This window comes from Algiphilus sp. (genome assembly GCF_965216485.1).
In the GTDB taxonomy this organism is placed as follows: domain Bacteria; phylum Pseudomonadota; class Gammaproteobacteria; order Nevskiales; family Nevskiaceae; genus Algiphilus.
The window spans coordinates 635,974-655,049 of record NZ_OZ244162.1; the positions used below are offsets into that span (position 1 = coordinate 635,974).

Consider the following 19,076-nt stretch of genomic DNA (forward strand, 5'->3'; position numbering starts at 1 on the left):
ACTGCATTCCTAACGCAACGCGTGTCGCACCTCCCCACGTGCGACCGGGGGACTTACGTCAATTGAGCAGTCTTCAGAACACAATGGCCAACGCCATCCGGGCGTTGTCAATGGATGCCGTGCAGGCAGCGAATTCCGGCCACCCTGGCATGCCGATGGGCATGGCCGACATCGCGACCGTGCTGTGGCGGGATTTCCTGCGCCACAATCCGGAAGATCCGCACTGGCCGGCGCGCGACCGCTTCGTCGTGTCCAACGGCCACGGCTCGATGCTGCTGTACTCTCTGTTGCATCTCAACGGCTACGCGCTGTCACTCGACGAGCTGCGTAACTTCCGCCAACTGCACTCCAAAACGCCGGGGCATCCCGAGAACGGCATTACACCGGGCGTGGAAACGACCACCGGGCCCCTGGGCCAGGGGCTTGCCAATGCAGTGGGCATGGCGCTGGCGGAATTCATGCTGGCGCGGCGCTTCAATCACGGCTCGCACCGCGTGGTGGACCATTACACCTACTGCTTCATCGGCGACGGCTGCCTGATGGAGGGCATCTCCCACGAAGCCTGTTCCCTGGCCGGCTCCTTCGGGCTCGACAAGCTGATCGTCTTCTATGACGACAATGGCATTTCCATCGATGGCGAATGCGCCGACTGGTTTGGCGATGACACCGTAGGCCGCTTCGAAGCCTATGGCTGGCGCGTCATCCGCAATGTCGACGGGCACAGCCAGGCGGAAGTGCAGGCGGCCATCGAGAACGCCCGCGAGGGCACCGGCCAGCCCACCCTGATCCAGTGCAAGACCATCATTGGCTGGGGTGCCCCGAACCGTCAGGGTACCGCCAAGGCCCATGGTGAGCCGCTCGGCGACGAGGAGATCCGCGCCGCGCGCACGGAACTGGGCTGGGCGCACGGTCCCTTCGAGATCCCGGACGATGTCTACGCCGCCTGGGATGCGCGCGAAGCCGGCGCACAGCGCCAGCGCGAGTGGCAGGCGGCCTTCGAAGCCTACCGCCGCGAACACCCGGAGGATGCCGCCGAGTTCGAAAGACGCATGAAGGGCGCGCTGCCGGACAACTGGGGTGAGCTCGTCGAACAGCTGGTGGAAAGCGGCCTGGCGGCCGACAAGCCGCTGGCCACGCGCAAGGCCTCCAATGCCATCCTCGATGTGCTCGGGCCGCAGATGCCGGAACTGCTGGGTGGCTCAGCGGATCTGACGCCGTCCAATGGCACGCAATGGAAGGGGTCCAGCGCCCTGCGCCCGACGGACCCGGATGGCAACTATATCCATTACGGCGTCCGCGAATTCGGCATGAGCGCCATGATGAATGGCATGGCCCTGCACGGGGGGTTCATCCCCTACGGCGGAACCTTCCTGACCTTCTCCGACTATGCGCGCAACGCGGTGCGCATGGCAGCGCTGATGCGCCAGCGCAGCATCTTCGTTTACACCCACGACTCCATCGGTCTGGGCGAGGACGGCCCGACCCATCAGGCGGTGGAGCACACCGCTGCTTTGCGGCTCATCCCGCAGCTCGATGTCTGGCGTCCGGCGGATCTGCTGGAATCCACTGTCGCCTGGCAGGCTGCCATCGAGCGCCAGGATGGTCCCAGCGCGCTGCTGTTCACGCGCCAGAACGTCGATCCGCTGCCGCATAGTGCGGATCAGGTGGAGGCCATCCGTCGCGGTGGCTACATCGTGCACGAGCCGGAAGGCACACCCGAGGGGCTGATCATCGCCACCGGTTCGGAAGTGCCGCTGGCGCTGGGTGCCGCCAAGATGCTGGCGGGCGAAGGCCGCGCCGTCCGCGTCGTGTCCATGCCCTGCGTGGAGCGCTTCATGGCGCAGGACGCCGAGTATCGCGAGCAGGTGCTGCCCGCGGCGATCCGCAGCCGCCTGGCCGTGGAGGCCGGGGTGTCGCACTACTGGCGCGGCGTGGTCGGCCTGGACGGTGACGTACTGGGCGTGGATCGCTTTGGCGAATCCGCACCCGCCAGCGAAGTGTTTGCTCTCTTTGGTTTCGACGTGGATACCGTGGCGCAGCGCATGCGCGCACTGCTCGGATAGACACACGACACCATCATCCATACCGCGCGTCGGTGCCGATGACGCGCCACAACACGGGGAAGATTCATGGCAGTGAAGGTTGGCATCAACGGATACGGGCGCATTGGACGCAACACGCTGCGGGCGCTGTTCGAAAGCGGACGCGATGACATCGAGATTGTCGCCATCAACGATCTCGGCTCGGCCGAGACCAATGCGCATCTGACGATGGTGGACACCGCACACGGCCGCTTCCCCGGGACGGTGTCGGTGGAAGGCGATTTCATGGTCGTCAACGGCAAGAAGATCAAGGTGCTCGCCGAGCGCGATCCGGCCAAGCTTCCCTGGGGAGAACTCGGTGTCGACATCGTGCTGGAGTGCACGGGCTTCTTCGCCAGCAAGGACAAGGCTTCTGCGCACCTGCAGGGCGGTGCCAAGAAGGTGGTGATTTCCGCGCCGGCCGGCAAGGACCTGAAGACCATCGTCTACGGTGTCAACCACAACACGCTGACCGCCGACGACAAGGTCATCTCCAACGCCTCCTGCACGACCAACTGTCTGGCACCGCTGGTCAAGCCGCTGCACGACGGCATCGGCATCGAATCCGGGCTGATGACCACCATCCACGCCTACACCAATGACCAGGTCCTGACCGACGTCTACCACTCGGACCTGCGTCGCGCGCGCTCGGCCACCCACTCCATGATCCCGACCAAGACCGGCGCTGCTGCCGCGGTGGGCCTGGTGATGCCGGAACTCGACGGCAAGCTCGACGGCTACGCCGTGCGCGTGCCCACCATCAATGTCTCGATGGTGGACCTCGGCTTCATCGCCAAGCGTGATACCAGCGTGGAAGAAGTCGACAAGCTGCTGCGTGACGCCGCCAATGGGCCGCTGAAGGGCATTCTCAACGTGTCCGACGGTCCCTTCGTGTCCATCGACTTCAACCACGATCCGGCTTCCAGCACCTACGACGCCACGCTCACCAAGGTGATCGGCCGCAACGTCAAGGTCTGTGCCTGGTACGACAACGAGTGGGGCTTCTCCAACCGCATGCTCGACACCGCCGTGGCCCTCGCCGCCGCCGGCTGAGCCGCGCCGTACCAAGGGGAGAGCAGCATGGCCATCCTGCGCATGACCGACCTGGACCTGGCCGGAAAGCGGGTACTGATCCGTCAGGATCTCAATGTCCCGATTTCCGGTGGCCGGATCACCTCGGATGCGCGCTTGCGCGCGTCGCTGCCGACGCTGAAGCAGGCGCTGGATGCCGGCGCTTCGGTGCTGGTGCTCTCCCATCTCGGACGGCCCAAGCCGGGCCGCCTTGACCCCGACAATTCGCTGACCCTGGTGGCCGCCTGGCTGTCCGAGGCGCTGGACCGCGTCGTGCCCCTGGTCTCGAACTGGATCGATGGGGTCGATCTGGAGCCCGGGCAGATCGCGCTGGGCGAGAACACGCGCTTCGCCGAGGGCGAGAAGAAGGACGACGAGGCGCTGGCGCGACGTATGGCGAAGCTGTGCGACATCTACGTCAATGACGCCTTTGGCACGGCCCACCGCGCCGAAGCGTCCACGCACGGCGTGGCGCGCTTTGCCGATGTCGCCTGTGCCGGCCCCTTGCTGGCGGCAGAGCTGGAAGCGCTGGGCAAAGCCGTGGCCAGCCCGCGCCGACCGCAGGTCGTCATCGTGGGCGGCTCCAAGGTATCCACCAAGCTCGATCTGCTGACCAATCTTGCAGACAAGGCGGATCAGCTCATCGTCGGCGGCGGCATCGCCAATACCTTCCTGGCGGCGGCCGGCTACAACGTGGGCAAGTCGCTGTGCGAGATGGACATGCTCGACACCGCGCGCAACATCCATGAGCGCATCCGGGCCAATGGCGGCGACATCCCGCTGCCCGAGGACGTCATCGTCGCCACTGAGATCTCGTCGGAAGCGCGCGCGGAAGTACGCGCCGTCGGCGATATCATGGACGACGAAATGATCCTCGACATCGGCCCCAAGACCGCGCGCAAGTGCGGCGCCATGCTCAAGAATGCCGCCAGCATCGTCTGGAATGGGCCGGTCGGCGTCTTCGAGTACGACGCCTTTTCGCACGGTACCGAGGCGCTGGCCAAGGCCATCGCCGAGAGCGAAGCCTTTTCGCTGGCAGGCGGCGGCGACACGCTGGCTGCGATCGATACCTTCGGCGTGGCCGACCGCATCAGCTATATCTCCACCGGTGGCGGCGCCTTCCTCGAATTTCTCGAGGGCAAGACGCTGCCCGCCGTGGCCGTGCTGGAAGCGCGCGCCGAGGGCTAGCGGGCCCTGGCAATCCCGTCGGCAGGCCCGGTTTTCGCCTGTCGCTTCGGGTGCACCCAGCACGCGTCGCCTGAACGCGTCTGCCGCAACGCCCCCGGGCGCGCCTGCATCAGTACACTACGCCGTTCTTCCAAACAGCAATGCAAGGGTGCGCCGTGCGCTTCGAAGGGACGGAAAACTACGTATCGACCGATGATCTCGCCATGGCCGTCAACGCGGCCGTGACGCTGGAACGCCCGCTTCTCGTGAAGGGCGAGCCGGGGACCGGCAAGACGCAGTTGGCCATCGAAGTGGCGCGCGCCTTGGACAAGCCTATCTACGACTGGGCGATCAAGTCCACCACGAAGGCGCAGCAGGGCCTGTACGAATACGATGCAGTATCCCGACTGCGCGATTCGCAACTCGGCGATGACCGCGTGCATGACATTGCCAACTACATCGTCAAGGGAAAGCTGTGGGAATGCTTCGAGTCGGATGTGCAGCCCGTCCTGCTGATCGATGAGATCGACAAGGCCGACATCGAATTCCCCAACGATCTGCTGCGCGAACTCGACCAGATGGAGTTCTACGTCTACGAGACGCAGAAGACCATTCGCGCCAAGCACCGGCCGATCATCATCATCACCTCCAACAATGAGAAGGAGCTGCCTGACGCCTTCCTGCGCCGCTGCTTCTTCCACTACATCAAGTTCCCCGACCGGGACACGATGCAGCAGATCGTGGATGTGCATTTCCCCGACCTGAAGCCGAAGCTGCTCAAGGAAGCGATGGAGGTCTTCTTCGGGCTGCGTGAACTGCCCGGCCTGAAGAAGAAGCCCAGTACTTCGGAAATGCTCGACTGGCTCAAGCTGCTGCTGGCGGACGACATCCCGCCGGAAACGCTGCGCGAAGCCAGCGTCAAGAAGAGCCTGCCGCCGCTGTACGGGGCGCTGCTCAAGAATGAGCAGGACGTGCACCTCTTCGAGCGGCTCGCCTTCATGGCGCGGCGGAATTCGTAACGCCATTTCTGGGAAAGGCGCGGTATGCGTCGCCTCCGTTGGGGTCTGTTGGCGCTGATTCTCATCGTCCCACCCTCGGCGGCAGCGCCGGTGGAAGAGATTCGCGCACTGATCGAAGATGTGGCCGCATCTGACTGTCGCTTCTACCGCAACGGGGAGTGGCATACGGCCGAGGCCGCCGCCGCCCACCTCAGGCGCAAGCTGCGCATCGCGCGCTGGATGGGGCGGTCCGGTACGGCCGAGGACTTCATCGAGCAGGCCGGCAGCAGGAGCAGCGTGAGCGGCGAGCGCTACCGCGTGCAGTGCACCGACGAGGCGCCACGCGATAGTGCCGACTGGCTCAGGGAGCTGCTGCGCGCCGTACGCGCCACCGACGACGCGGGCGCTGCGGCCCGCTAGAGTGTTCGGCGGACGCCATCGGTGCGAACAAGGAAGTCGGGATGAGCGAACTCAGCAAGACGGCGGCCCATGCCTTGGAGGCCTACGGTGGTGTCACGCTGTGGCGGCAGGCGCAGTGGCTGGAGGCCAGCGTCAGTGTACGAGGGCTCGCTTTCACGTTAAAGCAACGGCCTTTCTTCCGCCGTGCCTCCCTGCGCGTGGCGGTACCGTACTGCTGGAGCCGCCTGCAGCCGATCGGACGGCAGCCACATATTGCCGGCGTACTCGACGGGCCCGGCGTCTATCTGGAGGATCAGGAAGGACAGCGGGTGGCCGAAAGGGTGCAGGCGCGCAGTGCGTTCCCCTCCATGCGACGCCATGTCCGCTGGGATGATCTGGACATGGCCTACTTTGCGAATTACGCCTTCTGGAATTACCTGACACTACCGGCGCTGCTCCTGTCCGATGCCGTGCATTGGAAGGAGGCCGCCCCCGGGGTGCTCGATGCGCTCTTCCCGGACAGCCTGCCTACGCACTGCCGCCGTCAGCGCTTTCACTTCGACCAAGACACCGGTTTGCTGCGCCAGCACGATTACACCGCGGAAATCATCGGTGGCTTTGCGCGCGCAGCGCATGTCATCGAAGCGCATGCGACGCAGGGTGGTCTCCGTTTCCCGAGCCGCCGACGCGTGACGCCGCGCGCGCCGAGCGGCAGGCCGTTGGCGGGGCCGACCCTCATCGCTATCGATGTGCACGCGTTGCGCGTCGACGTCGCTTAGCGCGCCGCGCGTGCGGTGTCGACGCTCAATGCGATCAGGGCTAGGCTACGCGCTGTCTCGAAACCACGGTGCGCGTCATGGAAGAACCGGATATCGCATTGGTCGATCTCGTGCTGGAACCCTGGCGGGAGGTCATCGGCGAGGACTGGACGGCGTATCGCAATCATGTGGTGCGGATGCTGCACTTCTGCCTGGCCATCAGCCCCTGCGGCGTCGTCGAACGGCAGAAGCTGGAAATCGCCGGCTGCTTCCACGACATCGGCCTCTGGACCCATCAAACTCTGGATTATCTGGAACCGTCGGTGCCCCCCGCCCGCGCCTATCTGGCCGAGAAGGGCCTCGATGACTGGGGCGACGAGGTCGCCCTGATGATCACCGAACACCACAAGCTGCGCCCCTTCAAGGACGAGCGCTATCCGCTGGTGGAGCTCTTCCGGAAGGGCGATTTGGTCGACTTCTCCTGAGGTGCCGTGCGCTTCGGCATCCCGCGCGAGACGGTGCGAATGGTGCAGAGCCGCTTCCCGAACAGCGGTTTTCACCGCCTTCTCGCGCGCAGGGCCGGTGCCTGGTTCCTGCGCCATCCGCTGCGACCGGCACCGATGATGAAGTGGTAGCACAGACTGCGCTCTTGGTATCACCCTCCATTGTCGCGAGCCGGTGATACGTTAAGCTCGCGGCTCGCGCTCCCCTCCGGAATTGACGACCATGTTCACGCGTAACCGCGCCCCGCAGAAGCGGCTGACCCAGGAAGCCCACCTGTTTTCCTACGGCACCCTGGAGCGCCAAAGTGTGGATTTGAATTGCGGTCGGGTGCGCTATCTGCGCCACGGCAACGGTGCGCCACTGCTGTTGGTGCACGGCGTGCCGACCTCGGCCCGGCTGTGGGAGCCCCTGCTCGGTTACCTTGGGTCGCACTACGACTGCATCGTCCCCGACCTCCTCGGCCTGGGATGCTCGGAGCCGGCCTCGGACGGCATCGAAGTCGCCAGTCCTGGGCAGGCGGATATGTTCGCGGAGCTGCTCGACGCACTGGGCGTGGATCACTGCTATGCCGTCTTCCATGACCAGGGCGGCGCGCACGGCATGGAAATGCTGCGCCGACACGGGGCGCGCATCGACAAGGTCGTCTTCACCAACTGTGTCTGCTACGACAATTGGCCCGTGCCACTGATCGACCAGTCGGCGGCAATGGCGCGTTCGGGTGCGCTGCCCTGGCTGGCCAAGCTGCGCATCATGCAGTGGACACTGCGTCTGGCCTTGCCGATGACCATTACCCGCGGGCCCTTTCCCCCCGCCCTGCGCGAGGACTGGTTTCGCGCCCTCGATGTCGGTGGCCCGTCGCTGGAGTACTGGCAGCGCTATGTCATGGCGCAGTCGGCACGCTATACCCAGGAGGCCGTCGACGTGCTGCGTGCCTGGGACAAGCCGGCACATGTGCTGTGGGCAGCCGATGACCGCTTTCTCCCACCGTCCTGGGCAGCCTATCTCGCCAGGGACCTGGTGGGCCCGGAGGCGAACCCTGAGCTGCTGCCCTTCGCCGGCCACTTCTGGCAGATCGAGGTGCCCGAGAGCGGCGCAGCCGCACTGCATCGCTTTTTCTCCACGGAGCACTAGGGCTTCCTGCAGCGTTGACGGGGGCGGTTGTCCCCCCCCTGCAGCTTGGGCGCTGGAGGCGCGCTTGGAACTGAACTTCAGTCTGTCGATGGTCGATGCGCTGGCCCTCACCGCGGCCATGGCGGTGCTGGCGGCGGTGCCCAGCACCAGCGTGATGGCGGTGGTGGCGCGCGCCGCTAGCAGTGGCTTTGGTCATGGCGCGGCGATGGCCCTGGGCGTGGTCGCCGGCGACCTCGTCTTCATTGCCCTTGCACTGGTCGGCCTGGCGGTCCTGGTCGAGTGGCTGGGCCCCTTTTTCGTCGTGGTCCGCTGGGCGGCTGCGCTCTATCTTGTGGTCCTGGCCGTGCAGCTATGGCGGAGCGCTTCGCGCGCGGCGCAGCTGAGTGCGCCTGTGCATGACAGCACGCGGCTCGGCAGCTTCTCGGCGGGGTTGATGATCACGCTTGCGGATCAGAAGGCGGTGTTCTTCTATCTGGGCTTTCTGCCCGCCTTCGTCTCGCTGGAGTACGTGACCGCACTGGATACGGCGGCCCTCATGGTCATCGCCCTGATCGCGGTCGGGGGCGTCAAGCTCGTTTATGTCGCATTGGCGGATCGGTTGCGGCACCGACTGCGCGGTGGGGGTGTCGGCTTCGTGCAACGCTTGGCCGCAGTGGTGCTGGGCCTCGCCGCGGTCCTGGTCGCGGTGCGCGGCTGAGACCGTCGCCGACCTCAGCCACGCCGTGCTTCCTTAGGGGAAGACTGGCTTGTGCGGCTCGGCCGCGCCGATCTCGACTTCCGGGTGATGGTTGCGCACCATCTCGACGACCTCCTCCATGAAGTCTTTGTTGACGTCGACCATCATCAGCAGTTCGCCGCGCTCGATTGCCTCCTGATACTGCTTGATTTCGCGGTTCGGTAGCCGGATGCCGATCATGCTCGATACCCAGGCGCCGAAGCCGGCGCCGGCGAGGGTGGTCGCCGCGACCATCCCGCCGCCCAGCGCGAGGCCCGCAGGCGGAAAGGTCACGGCAGCTACGCCGGCGAGGATGCCAATGACACCACCCGCGGCGAGTCCGTGCTCAGCCGATTCCACAAGATCGGTTTTCTGACGCAGATCCGCCTCGGGCAGTTGCCCCATGGGCGTGCCCTCCCGCGCCAGCACATGGATGTGGCGTTCCTCGATGCGCTTGAGCAGCAACTCGTCAACGATGGTCTCAGCGAGTTCGAGGTCGGGGACCAGGAAGTACAGACGGTGTTTCATGGGAGTCTCCTTTCCGGTTACGCCGCTTCTCACCCTACGCCGCTGAGATCGACACGCCAACCCCGCGCACGCGGGCCTGCCCCGTCGCGTCTCAAGCCATGGTCATGGAAGGGCAACGCTTGCAGTGCTACACAGGGCGCGAGACCCAACCCGGAGCATCGGCATGATTGACCCGTACCTCTTTTTCGACGGCTGCTGCGAGGAGGCCCTGCACTTTTATCGCAAGGTGCTGAATGCCGAGATCTCCATGCTCATGCGCTTCCGCGAGAGTCCGGAGGCGGATGCCTTTCCACCGGAACAAGCTGACAAGATCATGCATGCGCACTTTCATGTCGCCGGTGGCTCCATCATGGCCTCGGACAGCATGGAGGACGGCGCCAAGGGCTTTGCTGGATTCGCACTCTCACTGCCGACCGCCGATCCAGCGGCCGCGCGCTCTACCTTCGACGCCCTGGCCGAAGGCGGGACCGTCCAGATGGCGCTGCAGGCTACCTTCTGGTCGCCCGCCTTCGGGATCGTGCGCGATCGCTTTGGCGTTCCGTGGATGGTCAGCGCGCCGGCGCAAAGCTAGTCGTTGCTGCGCTCTTCGTCGTCAGGGGCGTCCGCTCCCGCATGGTGCCTGCGCGCAAGCCGCGCTGCCGCTGCCGTGGCCAGACCCACCGCGGCGGTACCGACGGCGAAGCTGCCGCCACCGTCGCCCGTGCTGGCGCTGTCGTCCGCGGGCGCCGGCTCGGGTGAAGGCGCTGGCGCGGGAGCAGGTTCCGGGTCGATACTGCCGGTCTGCCGGAAGGAGGGCGGAATCAGCATCTCGTAGGTCGTACCGCCGTTATCGCTGCCGTCGGCGCCGCTCGGCCCGCGCTGGCTGCTGAAGTACAGCCGCGAGCCGTCCGGCGTGAAAGCGGGCCCGGTGATTTCGGAGCCACCTTTGCGGATCTGCATGAGCACCTTGGCAGCACCGTTCGGCACGATGACGACTAGACGCATGAGCTGCCCGTCCTCGGCCACCAGGACATCGCCGGCCGGGCTGACCACGACGTTGTCGACGTCGTCGAAGCCGGTTTCGAGCTGCATGTTCTCGTTATCGTAGATCAGCTCGATCAGCTCGTTCTCGATGTCGTAGGCGTGCACGCGGTTGTCGCGCTTGGTGGCAAAGAACATCACGCCGCGTGTAGGCACGGTTCCCTGTGCCGGTATTGTCCGCAGGGCCTCGGGAATCTCGTAGTACCAGATGCCCTCGGCAGCCGCGAAGAAAGTGCCACGGCGGGTCACGGTGGGAATGCGGGGACGGTCAATGCGCGGTGCCGGCAAGGTGGGTACATCGGTCCACATCACTCGACGCGGCAGGCGCAACTCGGTCTCGCTGGGTTCGCCGCCGTCCTCGAAACCCGCGATATTCATCACCTGGAGGCGGCCGCGTTCCAGCCCCATGCGAATGACGCCGTCCGCCGTTTCGGACAGATCATCGTCATCGGAAACAAAGCGCCAGAAGCGGTTGCTGCCACCGTCTTCCGTCATATAGCAGGCGTGGTGGCGCGGGTCGATGGCGGCGGCTTCGTGCGGAAAGGCGCCAAGGCTGCCCTTGCGCACGGCGGTTTCTGGAGCGCCGAAGGGATCGCACTCATAGACTTCGCCGCCGCCCGTCTCCTCGCAGGAGAGCCAGGTGCCCCACGGCGTGGCGCCACCGGCGCAGTTGTTCTCGGTGCCTTCCAGAATGGGGTAGGCCTCGATGAGGTTGCCGCTTGCATCAAAACGCAGCGCGCCCACACCGCCCGGCGTCTCCTCCGAGTTCGACACGTAGACCCAGCCACCATCCTCCTTGGCGGGGAAGACCGCGCCGCCATCGGGGTCGCGGTGCCAGTTGTAGCCTCCGTCACCGGCGGCTTGGCCGGTCAGTGGGTTGAGGCCGTGGCGTGCCACCACACGAACGTCGAAGCCAGCGGGGGCGAACAGTTCTTCATCAATGCCGGGCAGCGTACCTGCGGTCAGGGTCTTCTTCTCCAGGGGCCCGATGTGGGCGAGCGCCCCGGCGGGCAACTGCAGTTCAGTGGCCTGGGGGTTGGCATGCGCGCGCTGCGGCAGCCAGGCGCTGGTATGTGCGGCGGCAGCACCGAGGAAGAGGCTGCGCAATAGCGAGCGGCGGGAGAGATCAACGGCGGCGGTGGGGGAGCGGGCGTCAGCCATGAAGGATCGAGCTGGCAGGAGCGATTGTTCAGCCTACGGCGTGGCGATGACGGCGCCATGAAAGCCGCTTGCGTATGCCCACAAAAAACGCCCGGTGGCGGAGCCACCGGGCGTGGAAGGCCACATTGCCTGCTGCGATTCAGGCGGCCAGGGCCGGGGCTTCTGCCTGGATGGGGCTGGACGGGGAATCGCTGTCCGCCGACTTGCGCTTGCCGAAGCTCGGCAGCGACAGGCGGGCGATGCGCTTCCAGGTGGACAGCGTCTGCTTCCAGAACGGCCCGGTGTTGTAAGGCAGTCCGTGCTTCTCGCAGATGGCACGCACTTCCGGTGCGATTTCCTGGTAGCGGTGGGCGGGCAGATCCGGGAACAGATGGTGCTCGATCTGGAAACTCAGGTTGCCGCTCATGACGTGCATCAGCTTGCCGCCTTCGAAGTTGGCCGAGCCGAGCAGCTGGCGAACGTACCAGTGGCCGCGCGTTTCGTTGTCCAGCACGGCTTCGTCGAACTGTTCGACCTGTTCCGGAAAGTGGCCGTTGAAGATGACGGCGCAGGCCCAGACGTTGCGCGCCAGATTGGAGGCCACGTTGCCGACAAAGACCAGCGGTGCCAGCGGCCCCGCCAGCGCCGGGAACACGGCGTAATCCTTGGCGAGCTGCTTGCGCATCTTCTTCCACATCGGCTTGAACTCTTCGGCCAGCTCGGCGCGCGACTTCGTCTTGTACACCAGGAAATCCTCAAGCTTGAGGTTCTGAATGGCCACGAAGTGCTGGAAGAAGGTGTGCAGGATCACAGCCAGCGGGATGTTGAACAGGAAGCGTGGCTCCCAAGGCTGGTCTTCCGACATCCGGAGCAGACCATAACCGACGTCGTGGTCCTGCCCGAGCACGTTGGTAAAGGTGTGATGCTCGTAGTTGTGCGTGCGCTTCCACTGTTCGGCGCTGTTTGCCGTATCCCAGTCAAAGTGCTTGGAGTGCACGGCCGGGTCGCCCATCCAGTCGTACTGACCGTGCATGACGTTGTGGCCGATCTCCATGTTGTCGAGGATCTTTGAACTCGCCAGCGCGGCGATGCCACCGAGCCAGGTCGGCGGCAGCATCATCATCACGCGGCCGGCGGTTTCGAGCTGGCGTTGCCGCTTGATCAGGCCGTGAATGTAGTTGGCGTCGCGTTCGCCGAGGTCGGCCAGTACGCGTTCGCGGATGGCGTCGAGTTCGGCGCCGATCGCTTCGAAATCCTGTTTCGTCAGCTTGCTGTAGTTGCTCATGGGAAAAACCTCTTGATAGGGAATGGGGTGAGCGCCAGCGGCGGTTAGAGGTCCAGTGCGACCGTGCCGACCGGCACGCTGACGCACAGCTGGATTTCCTCTTCACCGGCATCGCTGATGGCGCCGTTGCGCAGGTCGCGGACCCGGCCGGCGGTCTTCGTGCAGGTGCAGGCATGGCAGATGCCCATGCGGCAGCCTGAGTCCGGGCGCAGACCCGCGGCTTCCGCCTGATTGAGCAGGGTGTCGCCGTCGTTGGGCGCCAGGCGCTCGCTTTTGAGAAAGCGCACCTCGCCCTCGGCGTCTTCGCCCTCCGGCAGCACGATGGGGGCCGCCGTGAAGCGCTCCATGTGCAGGCGATCCGCAATGCCGTCCGACTTCCAGGCCGCTTCGACCCGATCCATCAGACCCGGTGGGCCGCACAGGAAGGTTTCGGCCGCCGCGTAGTCCGGAACGGCCTCGGCCAACTGCTGCTGGCTGAACAGGCCCGAGAGCTCGCCGCCTTCACCGTCGGCGTAGGCGCGCAGCAATTCGACGTTGGCGTGCCGCTCGGCAATGGCGCCAAGCTCGTCGGCATAAAGCTGTGCCGACGCGCTGTTGGCGTAGTGCAGGAAGGTGATGCGGCCGGCATAGCCCTCGTCGCACAGGGTGCGCAGCATTGACATCACCGGCGTGATGCCGCTGCCGCCGCTGATCAGCAGGACGCGTTCCGGACGCTGCTCCGGCAGCGCGAAGCTGCCGTCGGCTTCGGACAGTGTGACCACCATCCCGGGCGCGGCATGATCGCGCAGATGGCGCGTCAGTACACCGTCGGGATTGATCTTCGCTGTCAGCTCAATGCGACCGTCGGCGGCGTGGACCGAATTGGCTGGAGAAAAGCAGCGCGTATAGCGCTTGCCGTCGATGCGCGCGGTGAGCCGCACGTACTGACCCGCGCGGAAGCCCTGCCACTGAGCATTCGGCTGAAGGCTCAGGGTTACGGTGTCTTCGGTCTGACGACGGACTGCAGTGACGCGCGCCCGCGTCTCGAACACGGACCAGCTCGGGTTGAATGCCTCGAGATAGCGGTCGATGCCGTGGGGTGTGGTCAGACGCTCCACGAGCGTGGAGCGCAAGGCCTGCTGGATGCGGGCCTGAATCGTGTTTGGAAGTGAATGCATCGGGGTCATCGCAGGAACCCTGGTGTGAACATATGTGCACGTTAATGTGAACAAGTGTTCCCTGTCAACATATGTTCACAATATATTATCAAGCATATGTATATGAACGAAAAAATTTCCTATCGATCCCGGATTCACACGGGATCATTGCGAAACAAGGAGGTGATGCGGTGTCCTTTGTGTACGGTTGATCTTGTCGAACAAGCCGCCCCAGTCCCGTGTTTACGTGACGGAGCCCGCGTTGCGCCAGGCGCATCGAGAAGGAAAGATTGCAGTCTCTTTAATGATGATCGGGGGAAGCGATGGCGAAGTGGCGCTTGGTGTTGTTGGTGGCAGTGTTCGGATTGGCGGCCTGCGATGGCGTGCAGGACCGGCTTGCCAGTGGGGACAATGTGTTTGCCGATCCGGACCAGACCGACGATGGCGGTAACGGCGGTAACGGCGGTAACGGTGGCTCTGCCCCCGACGATGGCAATGGCGGCGGCGCCGGTAATGGAGGGGCCGGCGATGACAGCGGGAGCGATAGCGACGGCGGCACCGACGACGGTGCCAGCGGCAATGGGGGCAGCGATGGCGCCCTCGATACACCCCAGCGCCAGTCGGCTGCTGTCATTACTTCCCTCGCCAAGCTCGGGGTGAGTCTCGCGGATGCCAATGCCACTGCGCAGGATGCCGGCAGCAACGAGCCGACGACCGCCTCGCTGACGACGAAGCAGGCCTTCATGGTGCCCTGCGAATCCGGGTCCGCCAGCGGTGATTCCGACTTCAGCAGTGACTTCACGACGATCACGACACGTTTCGACTACAGCGACTGTCGTCTCGGCGATGCGATCTTCGATGGGGTGCTGGTCAGCCAGACCACCTTCGATTCGCCGCCGACGGGGGGCACGCCGCCGGAACGCTTTTCGGGCACCAATACGTCGGGTGAAGGGGATGCCCCCTTCTTCATCGAAGTGGTGGCGCCGGAAGCCGATCGTGTGCGTATCGGGCAGCTCGGCACGGTCGATTTCGAGTTCGTTCTCGATGGCCAGGAGCCGGATACGGCAGAGTTCTTCTACCGTGAGACGGTGGATATCGTGAACACGGCCGACCCCGCCCTGCCTGCCGTGCGCAGCACGCTCGGGAATGCGTCGACGCCCTATCGCACCTTCGTGGACTTCATGGGCGACCAGGCGAGCCTGATTTCCGAAGGGCCCTTTGTCACCGCCGGCGACTGCGGCGAAGGAAGCGGCACCGTCAGTACGCCGACGCCGGTCATTGTCGACCTCGACACCGGGCTGGCGCACGCCGGTCAGATCGTGGTCAACAGTACGGAGGGTACGGTGACCGCGACCTACAACGACGACGGCACGGTGACGATCGATACCCCGACGGGGTCACAGACCTTCACGCCGGAGGAGCTGGAAGCGCTCTGTCCGGTCTGAGCGCGAACGCGGCATTGCAGCAAGGCCCGGCTTATGCCGGGCCTTTTGCGTTGAGTGCGGTGGTTACTGCGACGGTCATCACGCGCGCTGCCGAACGCTGGCTTCGGTCTTTTGGCGCCAGGATGGTCACGCGTGGAGCTGCATGCGCCACGCTCAGCCGGGCCTGGTCGCGTCCACGACGGTCCGGTCTCCCTCGGTGAGCCTGATGGCCCGGTAGGTGCAGGCGCCTTCACCGCGTTGGAACAGCGAGTTGGCAATCAGCCAGATGCCGACGACGCGTTCCGGGCGCGGGCCACCGATGGCGACCTCGTAGTCGTCCACCAGGTTGCGTGATTCGTCGAGCCACCTCTGCAGGGGGTCGTCGCCCGCGCGGCGGATCACCCAGTGTGTCTCGCGCTCCTTCCACCAGGGCAGTGGGCATTGAAAGACCGTGTCGTGCGGCAGACTCGCGCTCCACATGTAGGTCAGATCGAGGCCGTTGTCGAATTCCACCGCAATCGAAAGATAGTCGTGGGTCAGGTCGATGTGCTCGTCCACCTGCGAAGGCAACTGGTCAGCGCGCCACGACCACTGCAGGCGGGTTGAAGGCGAAAGCGGTTGATCAACGGGATACTGCAGAATCCCCACGTCGCCCCGCGTGTGGCAGCAGATCTCGCATGCCCCGTCGTCGTGGGAGCGGGATGCGTACAACTCGCCGTCGCCCAGCCGCCAGAGGTAGTGCCAGCCGTCCGGTGTGCGCGCGGGGGATTGCAGCCGCTGTCGTGCCGCCTCAAAGAGGGCCGGGTCGCTCTCGCAGGCCGCACGCAGTTGCTGCTCGGGGTCTTCGCGCCAACGGATGGCTGCCACCGTCAAACCGCCCGTGGTGAAGCGGTTGAGCGGTGAGGGCTCAATGTGGCCGGCACGATCGGCGAAGGCCCCTGGTGGCGCAGCCGCCAGGCGGAGTGGCCCGTCCGTGTCAGCGGTAAAGGTGTGCGCCGCCGCCGGCGCGCGTTGGATGGTGCCGTCGCCAATGCGGTACCAGCAGCAGGCGTGCGGCCCCAGGCTGACGCGCAGCGCGCGCAACATATGGACGGCGCCGTCAGCAATCAGTGTGACCGTATCTCCGCGGCGAAGCTCCAGCGCGGTCGTCTGCCAACGCAGCCCCTTGGCGGGCACCCAGAGCACGGTCGAATCATTGGTGGCCTGGCGTTCTCCGAGTGCGGCGCGCAGGCGCGCGTCCACGGCCTCCGTGGCAGGGGCATGTTCCGCCAAGGGGGGAACCCGGCCGCGCAGGCGCTGGGCGATGTTGATGATCTTGGCCTTGGTCGCGGACGGGGCGTTACGAAGGGGCATGGTGGGCACGCTGCGAGAAGGGATGCTCAGGCTATCGGTCCATTGCCACCGACGCCAAACCGGAGTGGCTACTGCCAGGTCCCGACTTCACCGTCGGTGAGCCGCCATAGGTACCACGATCCGATCGAGCGCCAGGGGCTCCAGCGGTCGGTGATCCGGCGTGTCGCCTTGGCATCCAGCTTCTCGCCGTCGGCATAGAGTCGGTTGACCGCGTTGCGCAAACCGATATCTCCCATCGAAAAGACATCGGGACGATGCAGCACGAAGATCAGGAACATCTCCGCTGTCCACGGGCCCACGCCGTGAATGCGAGTCAGTGTCGCCACCACCTCGCGGTCCTCCAGCGGTGCGAGATGTGATCGGGTGATCTCGTCGGAGGCTTCAGTAAGCGCGCGCAGGTAGCGCGCCTTGGCGGCGCTGAGACCGGCAGCGCGCAACACCGCGTCCGGAGCGGCCCGGATGCGGTCCGGCGCCAGCGCACCGCCGAGTGCGTCCACCAACCGCGCCTCCACCGTGGCAGCGGCGCGCGCGGAGATCTGCTGCCCGATGATGGCGCTGCACAGGGTCGGAAAGGGCTCTCGCTGGCGCAGCCCGAGGGTGCAGGGGCCGAAGCGCGCGACCAGCCCGGCCATAGTGTCATCGGCGGCGGCCAGCGCCTGTTCGGCGCGTGCGTGCGGTCGGTCGTTCTGAGCCGATACACTCTCGCTGCTCTGTCTCATGGATGCGTCATGCTCTTTGGCTTCTTCTTCGCAATGCGTGACGCCGGACTCAAGCCATCGCTCTCCGAGTTTCTGATGCTGCTGGAGGCGATGTCCCGGCGGCTCGTCGTATTCAACGTCGACGATTTCTACCATCTTTCGCGCGCCGCGCTGGTCAAGGATGAATCCCAGTTCGACCGCTTCGACCGCGCCTTTGCCGCCTATTTCGAAGGCGTTCAAGCCGCCGGCGAGGAGCTGTTCGGGAACATTCCCGAGGAATGGCTGCGCAAGATGGCCGAGAAGCACTTTACTGCCGAGGACATGGCAAAGGCTCAGTCCCTGGGTGGACTGGACAAGCTGCTCGAAACCCTGAAGCAGCGTCTGGAAGAACAGACCGAACGCCACGAGGGTGGCAACAAGTGGATCGGGACCGGCGGTACCTCGCCCTTCGGGCACGGTGGCTACAACCCGGAAGGCGTCCGCATCGGCGGCGAGGGCGGCCAGAAGAAGGCGGCGAAGGTCTGGGAAAAGCGCGAATTTGCGAATCTCGATGACCAGCTCGAACTGGGTACCCGCAATATCAAGGTCGCACTGCGCCGTCTGCGCCGCTTTGCGCGCGAGGGTGCCGCAGACCAGCTCGATATCGACGACACCATTCGCAGCACGGCGCGCAACGCCGGCTATCTGGACCTCAAGATGGTGCCGGAGCGGCATAACGCCGTGAAGGTGCTGCTTTTTCTCGACGTCGGGGGCTCAATGGACCCGCACGTGCGGGTCTGTGAAGAACTCTTCTCCGCGGCGCGCAGCGAGTTCAAGCACCTCGAATACTTCTATTTCCACAACTTCCTGTATGAATCGGTGTGGAAGGACAATCGGCGGCGCCATAACGAACGTCTTTCGACCTTCGACGTGCTGCACCGCTTCCCGCCCGACTACAAAGTGATCTTCGTGGGAGACGCCATGATGGCACCCTACGAGATCACACACCCCGGCGGCAGCGTGGAGCACTGGAACGAGGAAGCCGGGGCGGTCTGGATGCAGCGTCTGATGGACGTCTACGAGCGCCTGATCTGGCTGAATCCCGAGCCGGAATCGCAGTGGGAATACTCCCACTCGGTACAGATCACGCGCCAGCTGATCGGCGCGGACCGCATGTTTCCGATGACCTTGGAAGGCCTCGACGCCGCCATGCGTCGTTTGAGCAAGTAAGATGCGTGGCGCTGCAACGCATCGCCTATACAAACCAAGGAGACACCGGAGATGACACCTTCACTCACCGCGGTTGCACTGTTCGCTGCCTGGGCCCTGCTGCTGGTCTGCATTCCCGTCGGCTATCGCGTCTTCGCCGTGCTGGCCCAAGGCAAGGCGGCACACTCCTGGACGCGCGGCCGCCAGCAGGAATCCGAACCGAGCCTGGTGGAACGCGCCGCCCACGCGCACCTCAACACGCTGGAGAATCTGCCGGTCTTCGCGGCATTGGTGCTCGCCGGTGTGGCCTCCGGCCAAGGCGCGGCCATCGACCCGCTGGCGCCCTGGGTGCTCTACGCCCGCATGGCGCAGTCGGTGGTGCACCTCATCGGTGTGAATCACTGGCTGGTGCTGGTTCGCGCCGGATTCTTCGCTGCCCAGTTGGTGCTCTTCCTGGTCATGCTGTTCCGACTCATCTAA

Annotated in this window: 19 protein-coding genes; 13 read left to right on the forward strand and 6 right to left on the reverse strand. The window is 65.1% G+C overall.

What is annotated here, in order from left to right:
- Positions 1-38 precede the first annotated feature (38 nt).
- From tkt to ACOOFO_RS02965, 9 genes are all read left to right on the forward strand, one after another.
- Positions 39-2,063 carry a transketolase gene (tkt, locus tag ACOOFO_RS02925; RefSeq protein WP_420428166.1) on the forward strand — a complete coding sequence of 675 codons (2,025 nt, stop codon included), beginning with the start codon at positions 39-41 and terminating at the stop codon, positions 2,061-2,063.
- 66 nt (positions 2,064-2,129) lie between these two features.
- On the forward strand, positions 2,130-3,134 hold the full coding sequence (gene gap, locus ACOOFO_RS02930; RefSeq protein ID WP_420428167.1) for a type I glyceraldehyde-3-phosphate dehydrogenase: 1,005 nt from the start codon (positions 2,130-2,132) through the stop codon (positions 3,132-3,134).
- Between the two features lie 27 nt (positions 3,135-3,161).
- Positions 3,162-4,340 (forward strand): phosphoglycerate kinase, encoded by a 1,179-nt coding sequence (locus ACOOFO_RS02935; RefSeq protein ID WP_420428168.1) that lies wholly within the window; start codon positions 3,162-3,164, stop codon positions 4,338-4,340.
- Between the two features lie 140 nt (positions 4,341-4,480).
- Complete coding sequence (locus ACOOFO_RS02940; protein WP_420428169.1) at positions 4,481-5,338, forward strand: AAA family ATPase; 858 nt, start codon at positions 4,481-4,483, stop codon at positions 5,336-5,338.
- Between the two features lie 24 nt (positions 5,339-5,362).
- On the forward strand, positions 5,363-5,737 hold the full coding sequence (locus ACOOFO_RS02945) for a DUF5329 family protein (protein ID WP_420428170.1): 375 nt from the start codon (positions 5,363-5,365) through the stop codon (positions 5,735-5,737).
- A 41-nt stretch (positions 5,738-5,778) separates the two neighbouring features.
- Positions 5,779-6,495 carry a hypothetical protein gene (locus ACOOFO_RS02950; RefSeq protein WP_420428171.1) on the forward strand — a complete coding sequence of 239 codons (717 nt, stop codon included), beginning with the start codon at positions 5,779-5,781 and terminating at the stop codon, positions 6,493-6,495.
- Positions 6,496-6,572: 77 nt separating this feature from the next.
- Positions 6,573-6,959: an HD domain-containing protein gene (locus ACOOFO_RS02955; protein ID WP_420428172.1), complete on the forward strand. Its 387-nt coding sequence runs from the start codon at positions 6,573-6,575 to the stop codon at positions 6,957-6,959.
- 241 nt (positions 6,960-7,200) lie between these two features.
- Positions 7,201-8,109: an alpha/beta fold hydrolase gene (locus tag ACOOFO_RS02960; RefSeq protein WP_420428173.1), complete on the forward strand. Its 909-nt coding sequence runs from the start codon at positions 7,201-7,203 to the stop codon at positions 8,107-8,109.
- Positions 8,110-8,173: 64 nt separating this feature from the next.
- Positions 8,174-8,806 (forward strand): LysE family translocator, encoded by a 633-nt coding sequence (locus tag ACOOFO_RS02965; RefSeq protein WP_420428174.1) that lies wholly within the window; start codon positions 8,174-8,176, stop codon positions 8,804-8,806.
- Positions 8,807-8,839: 33 nt separating this feature from the next.
- Here the strand turns inward: ACOOFO_RS02965 and ACOOFO_RS02970 are convergent, their stop codons facing one another.
- Entirely contained in the window at positions 8,840-9,352 is a 513-nt protein-coding gene (locus ACOOFO_RS02970) for a DUF1269 domain-containing protein (protein WP_420428175.1), read from the reverse strand.
- Positions 9,353-9,515: 163 nt separating this feature from the next.
- Here ACOOFO_RS02970 and ACOOFO_RS02975 point away from each other — a divergent pair, with 163 nt between their 5' ends.
- A complete protein-coding gene (locus tag ACOOFO_RS02975) occupies positions 9,516-9,923 on the forward strand; it encodes a VOC family protein (RefSeq protein WP_420428176.1) in 408 nt (135 codons plus the stop codon).
- Here the strand turns inward: ACOOFO_RS02975 and ACOOFO_RS02980 are convergent.
- The 3 genes from ACOOFO_RS02980 to ACOOFO_RS02990 all read right to left on the reverse strand — a co-directional run bounded on the left by ACOOFO_RS02980 (position 9,920) and on the right by ACOOFO_RS02990 (position 13,954).
- Positions 9,920-11,533, reverse strand: coding sequence for an alkaline phosphatase PhoX (locus ACOOFO_RS02980; protein WP_420428177.1), 1,614 nt, complete (start codon positions 11,531-11,533; stop codon positions 9,920-9,922). The genes ACOOFO_RS02975 and ACOOFO_RS02980 overlap by 4 nt on opposite strands.
- Positions 11,534-11,672: 139 nt before the next feature.
- Positions 11,673-12,797 (reverse strand): fatty acid desaturase family protein, encoded by a 1,125-nt coding sequence (locus ACOOFO_RS02985; RefSeq protein WP_420428178.1) that lies wholly within the window; start codon positions 12,795-12,797, stop codon positions 11,673-11,675.
- Between the two features lie 44 nt (positions 12,798-12,841).
- The gene (locus ACOOFO_RS02990; RefSeq protein ID WP_420428179.1) at positions 12,842-13,954 is read right to left on the reverse strand and encodes a ferredoxin reductase; all 1,113 of its coding nucleotides are present in this window, start codon (positions 13,952-13,954) and stop codon (positions 12,842-12,844) included.
- A gap of 302 nt (positions 13,955-14,256) precedes the next feature.
- Here ACOOFO_RS02990 and ACOOFO_RS02995 point away from each other — a divergent pair, with 302 nt between their 5' ends.
- Entirely contained in the window at positions 14,257-15,378 is a 1,122-nt protein-coding gene (locus tag ACOOFO_RS02995) for a hypothetical protein (RefSeq protein ID WP_420428180.1), read from the forward strand.
- A 153-nt stretch (positions 15,379-15,531) separates the two neighbouring features.
- On the opposite strand, the gene ACOOFO_RS03000 is transcribed toward ACOOFO_RS02995, so the two are convergent.
- A complete protein-coding gene (locus ACOOFO_RS03000) occupies positions 15,532-16,710 on the reverse strand; it encodes a DUF3047 domain-containing protein (protein ID WP_420428181.1) in 1,179 nt (392 codons plus the stop codon).
- Positions 16,711-16,778: 68 nt separating this feature from the next.
- Positions 16,779-17,429: a DNA-3-methyladenine glycosylase family protein gene (locus ACOOFO_RS03005; RefSeq protein ID WP_420428182.1), complete on the reverse strand. Its 651-nt coding sequence runs from the start codon at positions 17,427-17,429 to the stop codon at positions 16,779-16,781.
- Between the two features lie 9 nt (positions 17,430-17,438).
- On the opposite strand from ACOOFO_RS03005, the gene ACOOFO_RS03010 reads away from it, so the two are divergent.
- On the forward strand, positions 17,439-18,617 hold the full coding sequence (locus ACOOFO_RS03010) for a vWA domain-containing protein (protein WP_420428183.1): 1,179 nt from the start codon (positions 17,439-17,441) through the stop codon (positions 18,615-18,617).
- A gap of 51 nt (positions 18,618-18,668) precedes the next feature.
- Positions 18,669-19,076, forward strand: a complete 408-nt coding sequence (locus ACOOFO_RS03015) for an MAPEG family protein (RefSeq protein WP_420428184.1) — start codon at positions 18,669-18,671, stop codon at positions 19,074-19,076.

Bases quoted from the DNA above. Each gene is read 5' to 3' on its own strand.
- ACOOFO_RS02995 (WP_420428180.1), top strand. From the start codon at position 14,257: ATGGCGAAGTGGCGCTTGGTGTTGTTGGTGGCAGTGTTCGGATTGGCG.
- ACOOFO_RS02940 (WP_420428169.1), top strand. From the start codon at position 4,481: ATGCAAGGGTGCGCCGTGCGCTTCGAAGGGACGGAAAACTACGTATCG.
- ACOOFO_RS02935 (WP_420428168.1), top strand. From the start codon at position 3,162: ATGGCCATCCTGCGCATGACCGACCTGGACCTGGCCGGAAAGCGGGTA.
- ACOOFO_RS02955 (WP_420428172.1), top strand. From the start codon at position 6,573: ATGGAAGAACCGGATATCGCATTGGTCGATCTCGTGCTGGAACCCTGG.
- ACOOFO_RS03010 (WP_420428183.1), top strand. From the start codon at position 17,439: ATGCTCTTTGGCTTCTTCTTCGCAATGCGTGACGCCGGACTCAAGCCA.
- ACOOFO_RS02985 (WP_420428178.1), bottom strand. From the start codon at position 12,797: ATGAGCAACTACAGCAAGCTGACGAAACAGGATTTCGAAGCGATCGGC.
- ACOOFO_RS02980 (WP_420428177.1), bottom strand. From the start codon at position 11,533: ATGGCTGACGCCCGCTCCCCCACCGCCGCCGTTGATCTCTCCCGCCGC.
- ACOOFO_RS02990 (WP_420428179.1), bottom strand. From the start codon at position 13,954: ATGCATTCACTTCCAAACACGATTCAGGCCCGCATCCAGCAGGCCTTG.
- ACOOFO_RS02960 (WP_420428173.1), top strand. From the start codon at position 7,201: ATGTTCACGCGTAACCGCGCCCCGCAGAAGCGGCTGACCCAGGAAGCC.
- ACOOFO_RS03005 (WP_420428182.1), bottom strand. From the start codon at position 17,429: ATGAGACAGAGCAGCGAGAGTGTATCGGCTCAGAACGACCGACCGCAC.
- gap (WP_420428167.1), top strand. From the start codon at position 2,130: ATGGCAGTGAAGGTTGGCATCAACGGATACGGGCGCATTGGACGCAAC.
- ACOOFO_RS02945 (WP_420428170.1), top strand. From the start codon at position 5,363: ATGCGTCGCCTCCGTTGGGGTCTGTTGGCGCTGATTCTCATCGTCCCA.
- ACOOFO_RS03000 (WP_420428181.1), bottom strand. From the start codon at position 16,710: ATGCCCCTTCGTAACGCCCCGTCCGCGACCAAGGCCAAGATCATCAAC.
- ACOOFO_RS02975 (WP_420428176.1), top strand. From the start codon at position 9,516: ATGATTGACCCGTACCTCTTTTTCGACGGCTGCTGCGAGGAGGCCCTG.
- ACOOFO_RS02970 (WP_420428175.1), bottom strand. From the start codon at position 9,352: ATGAAACACCGTCTGTACTTCCTGGTCCCCGACCTCGAACTCGCTGAG.
- ACOOFO_RS02950 (WP_420428171.1), top strand. From the start codon at position 5,779: ATGAGCGAACTCAGCAAGACGGCGGCCCATGCCTTGGAGGCCTACGGT.
- ACOOFO_RS03015 (WP_420428184.1), top strand. From the start codon at position 18,669: ATGACACCTTCACTCACCGCGGTTGCACTGTTCGCTGCCTGGGCCCTG.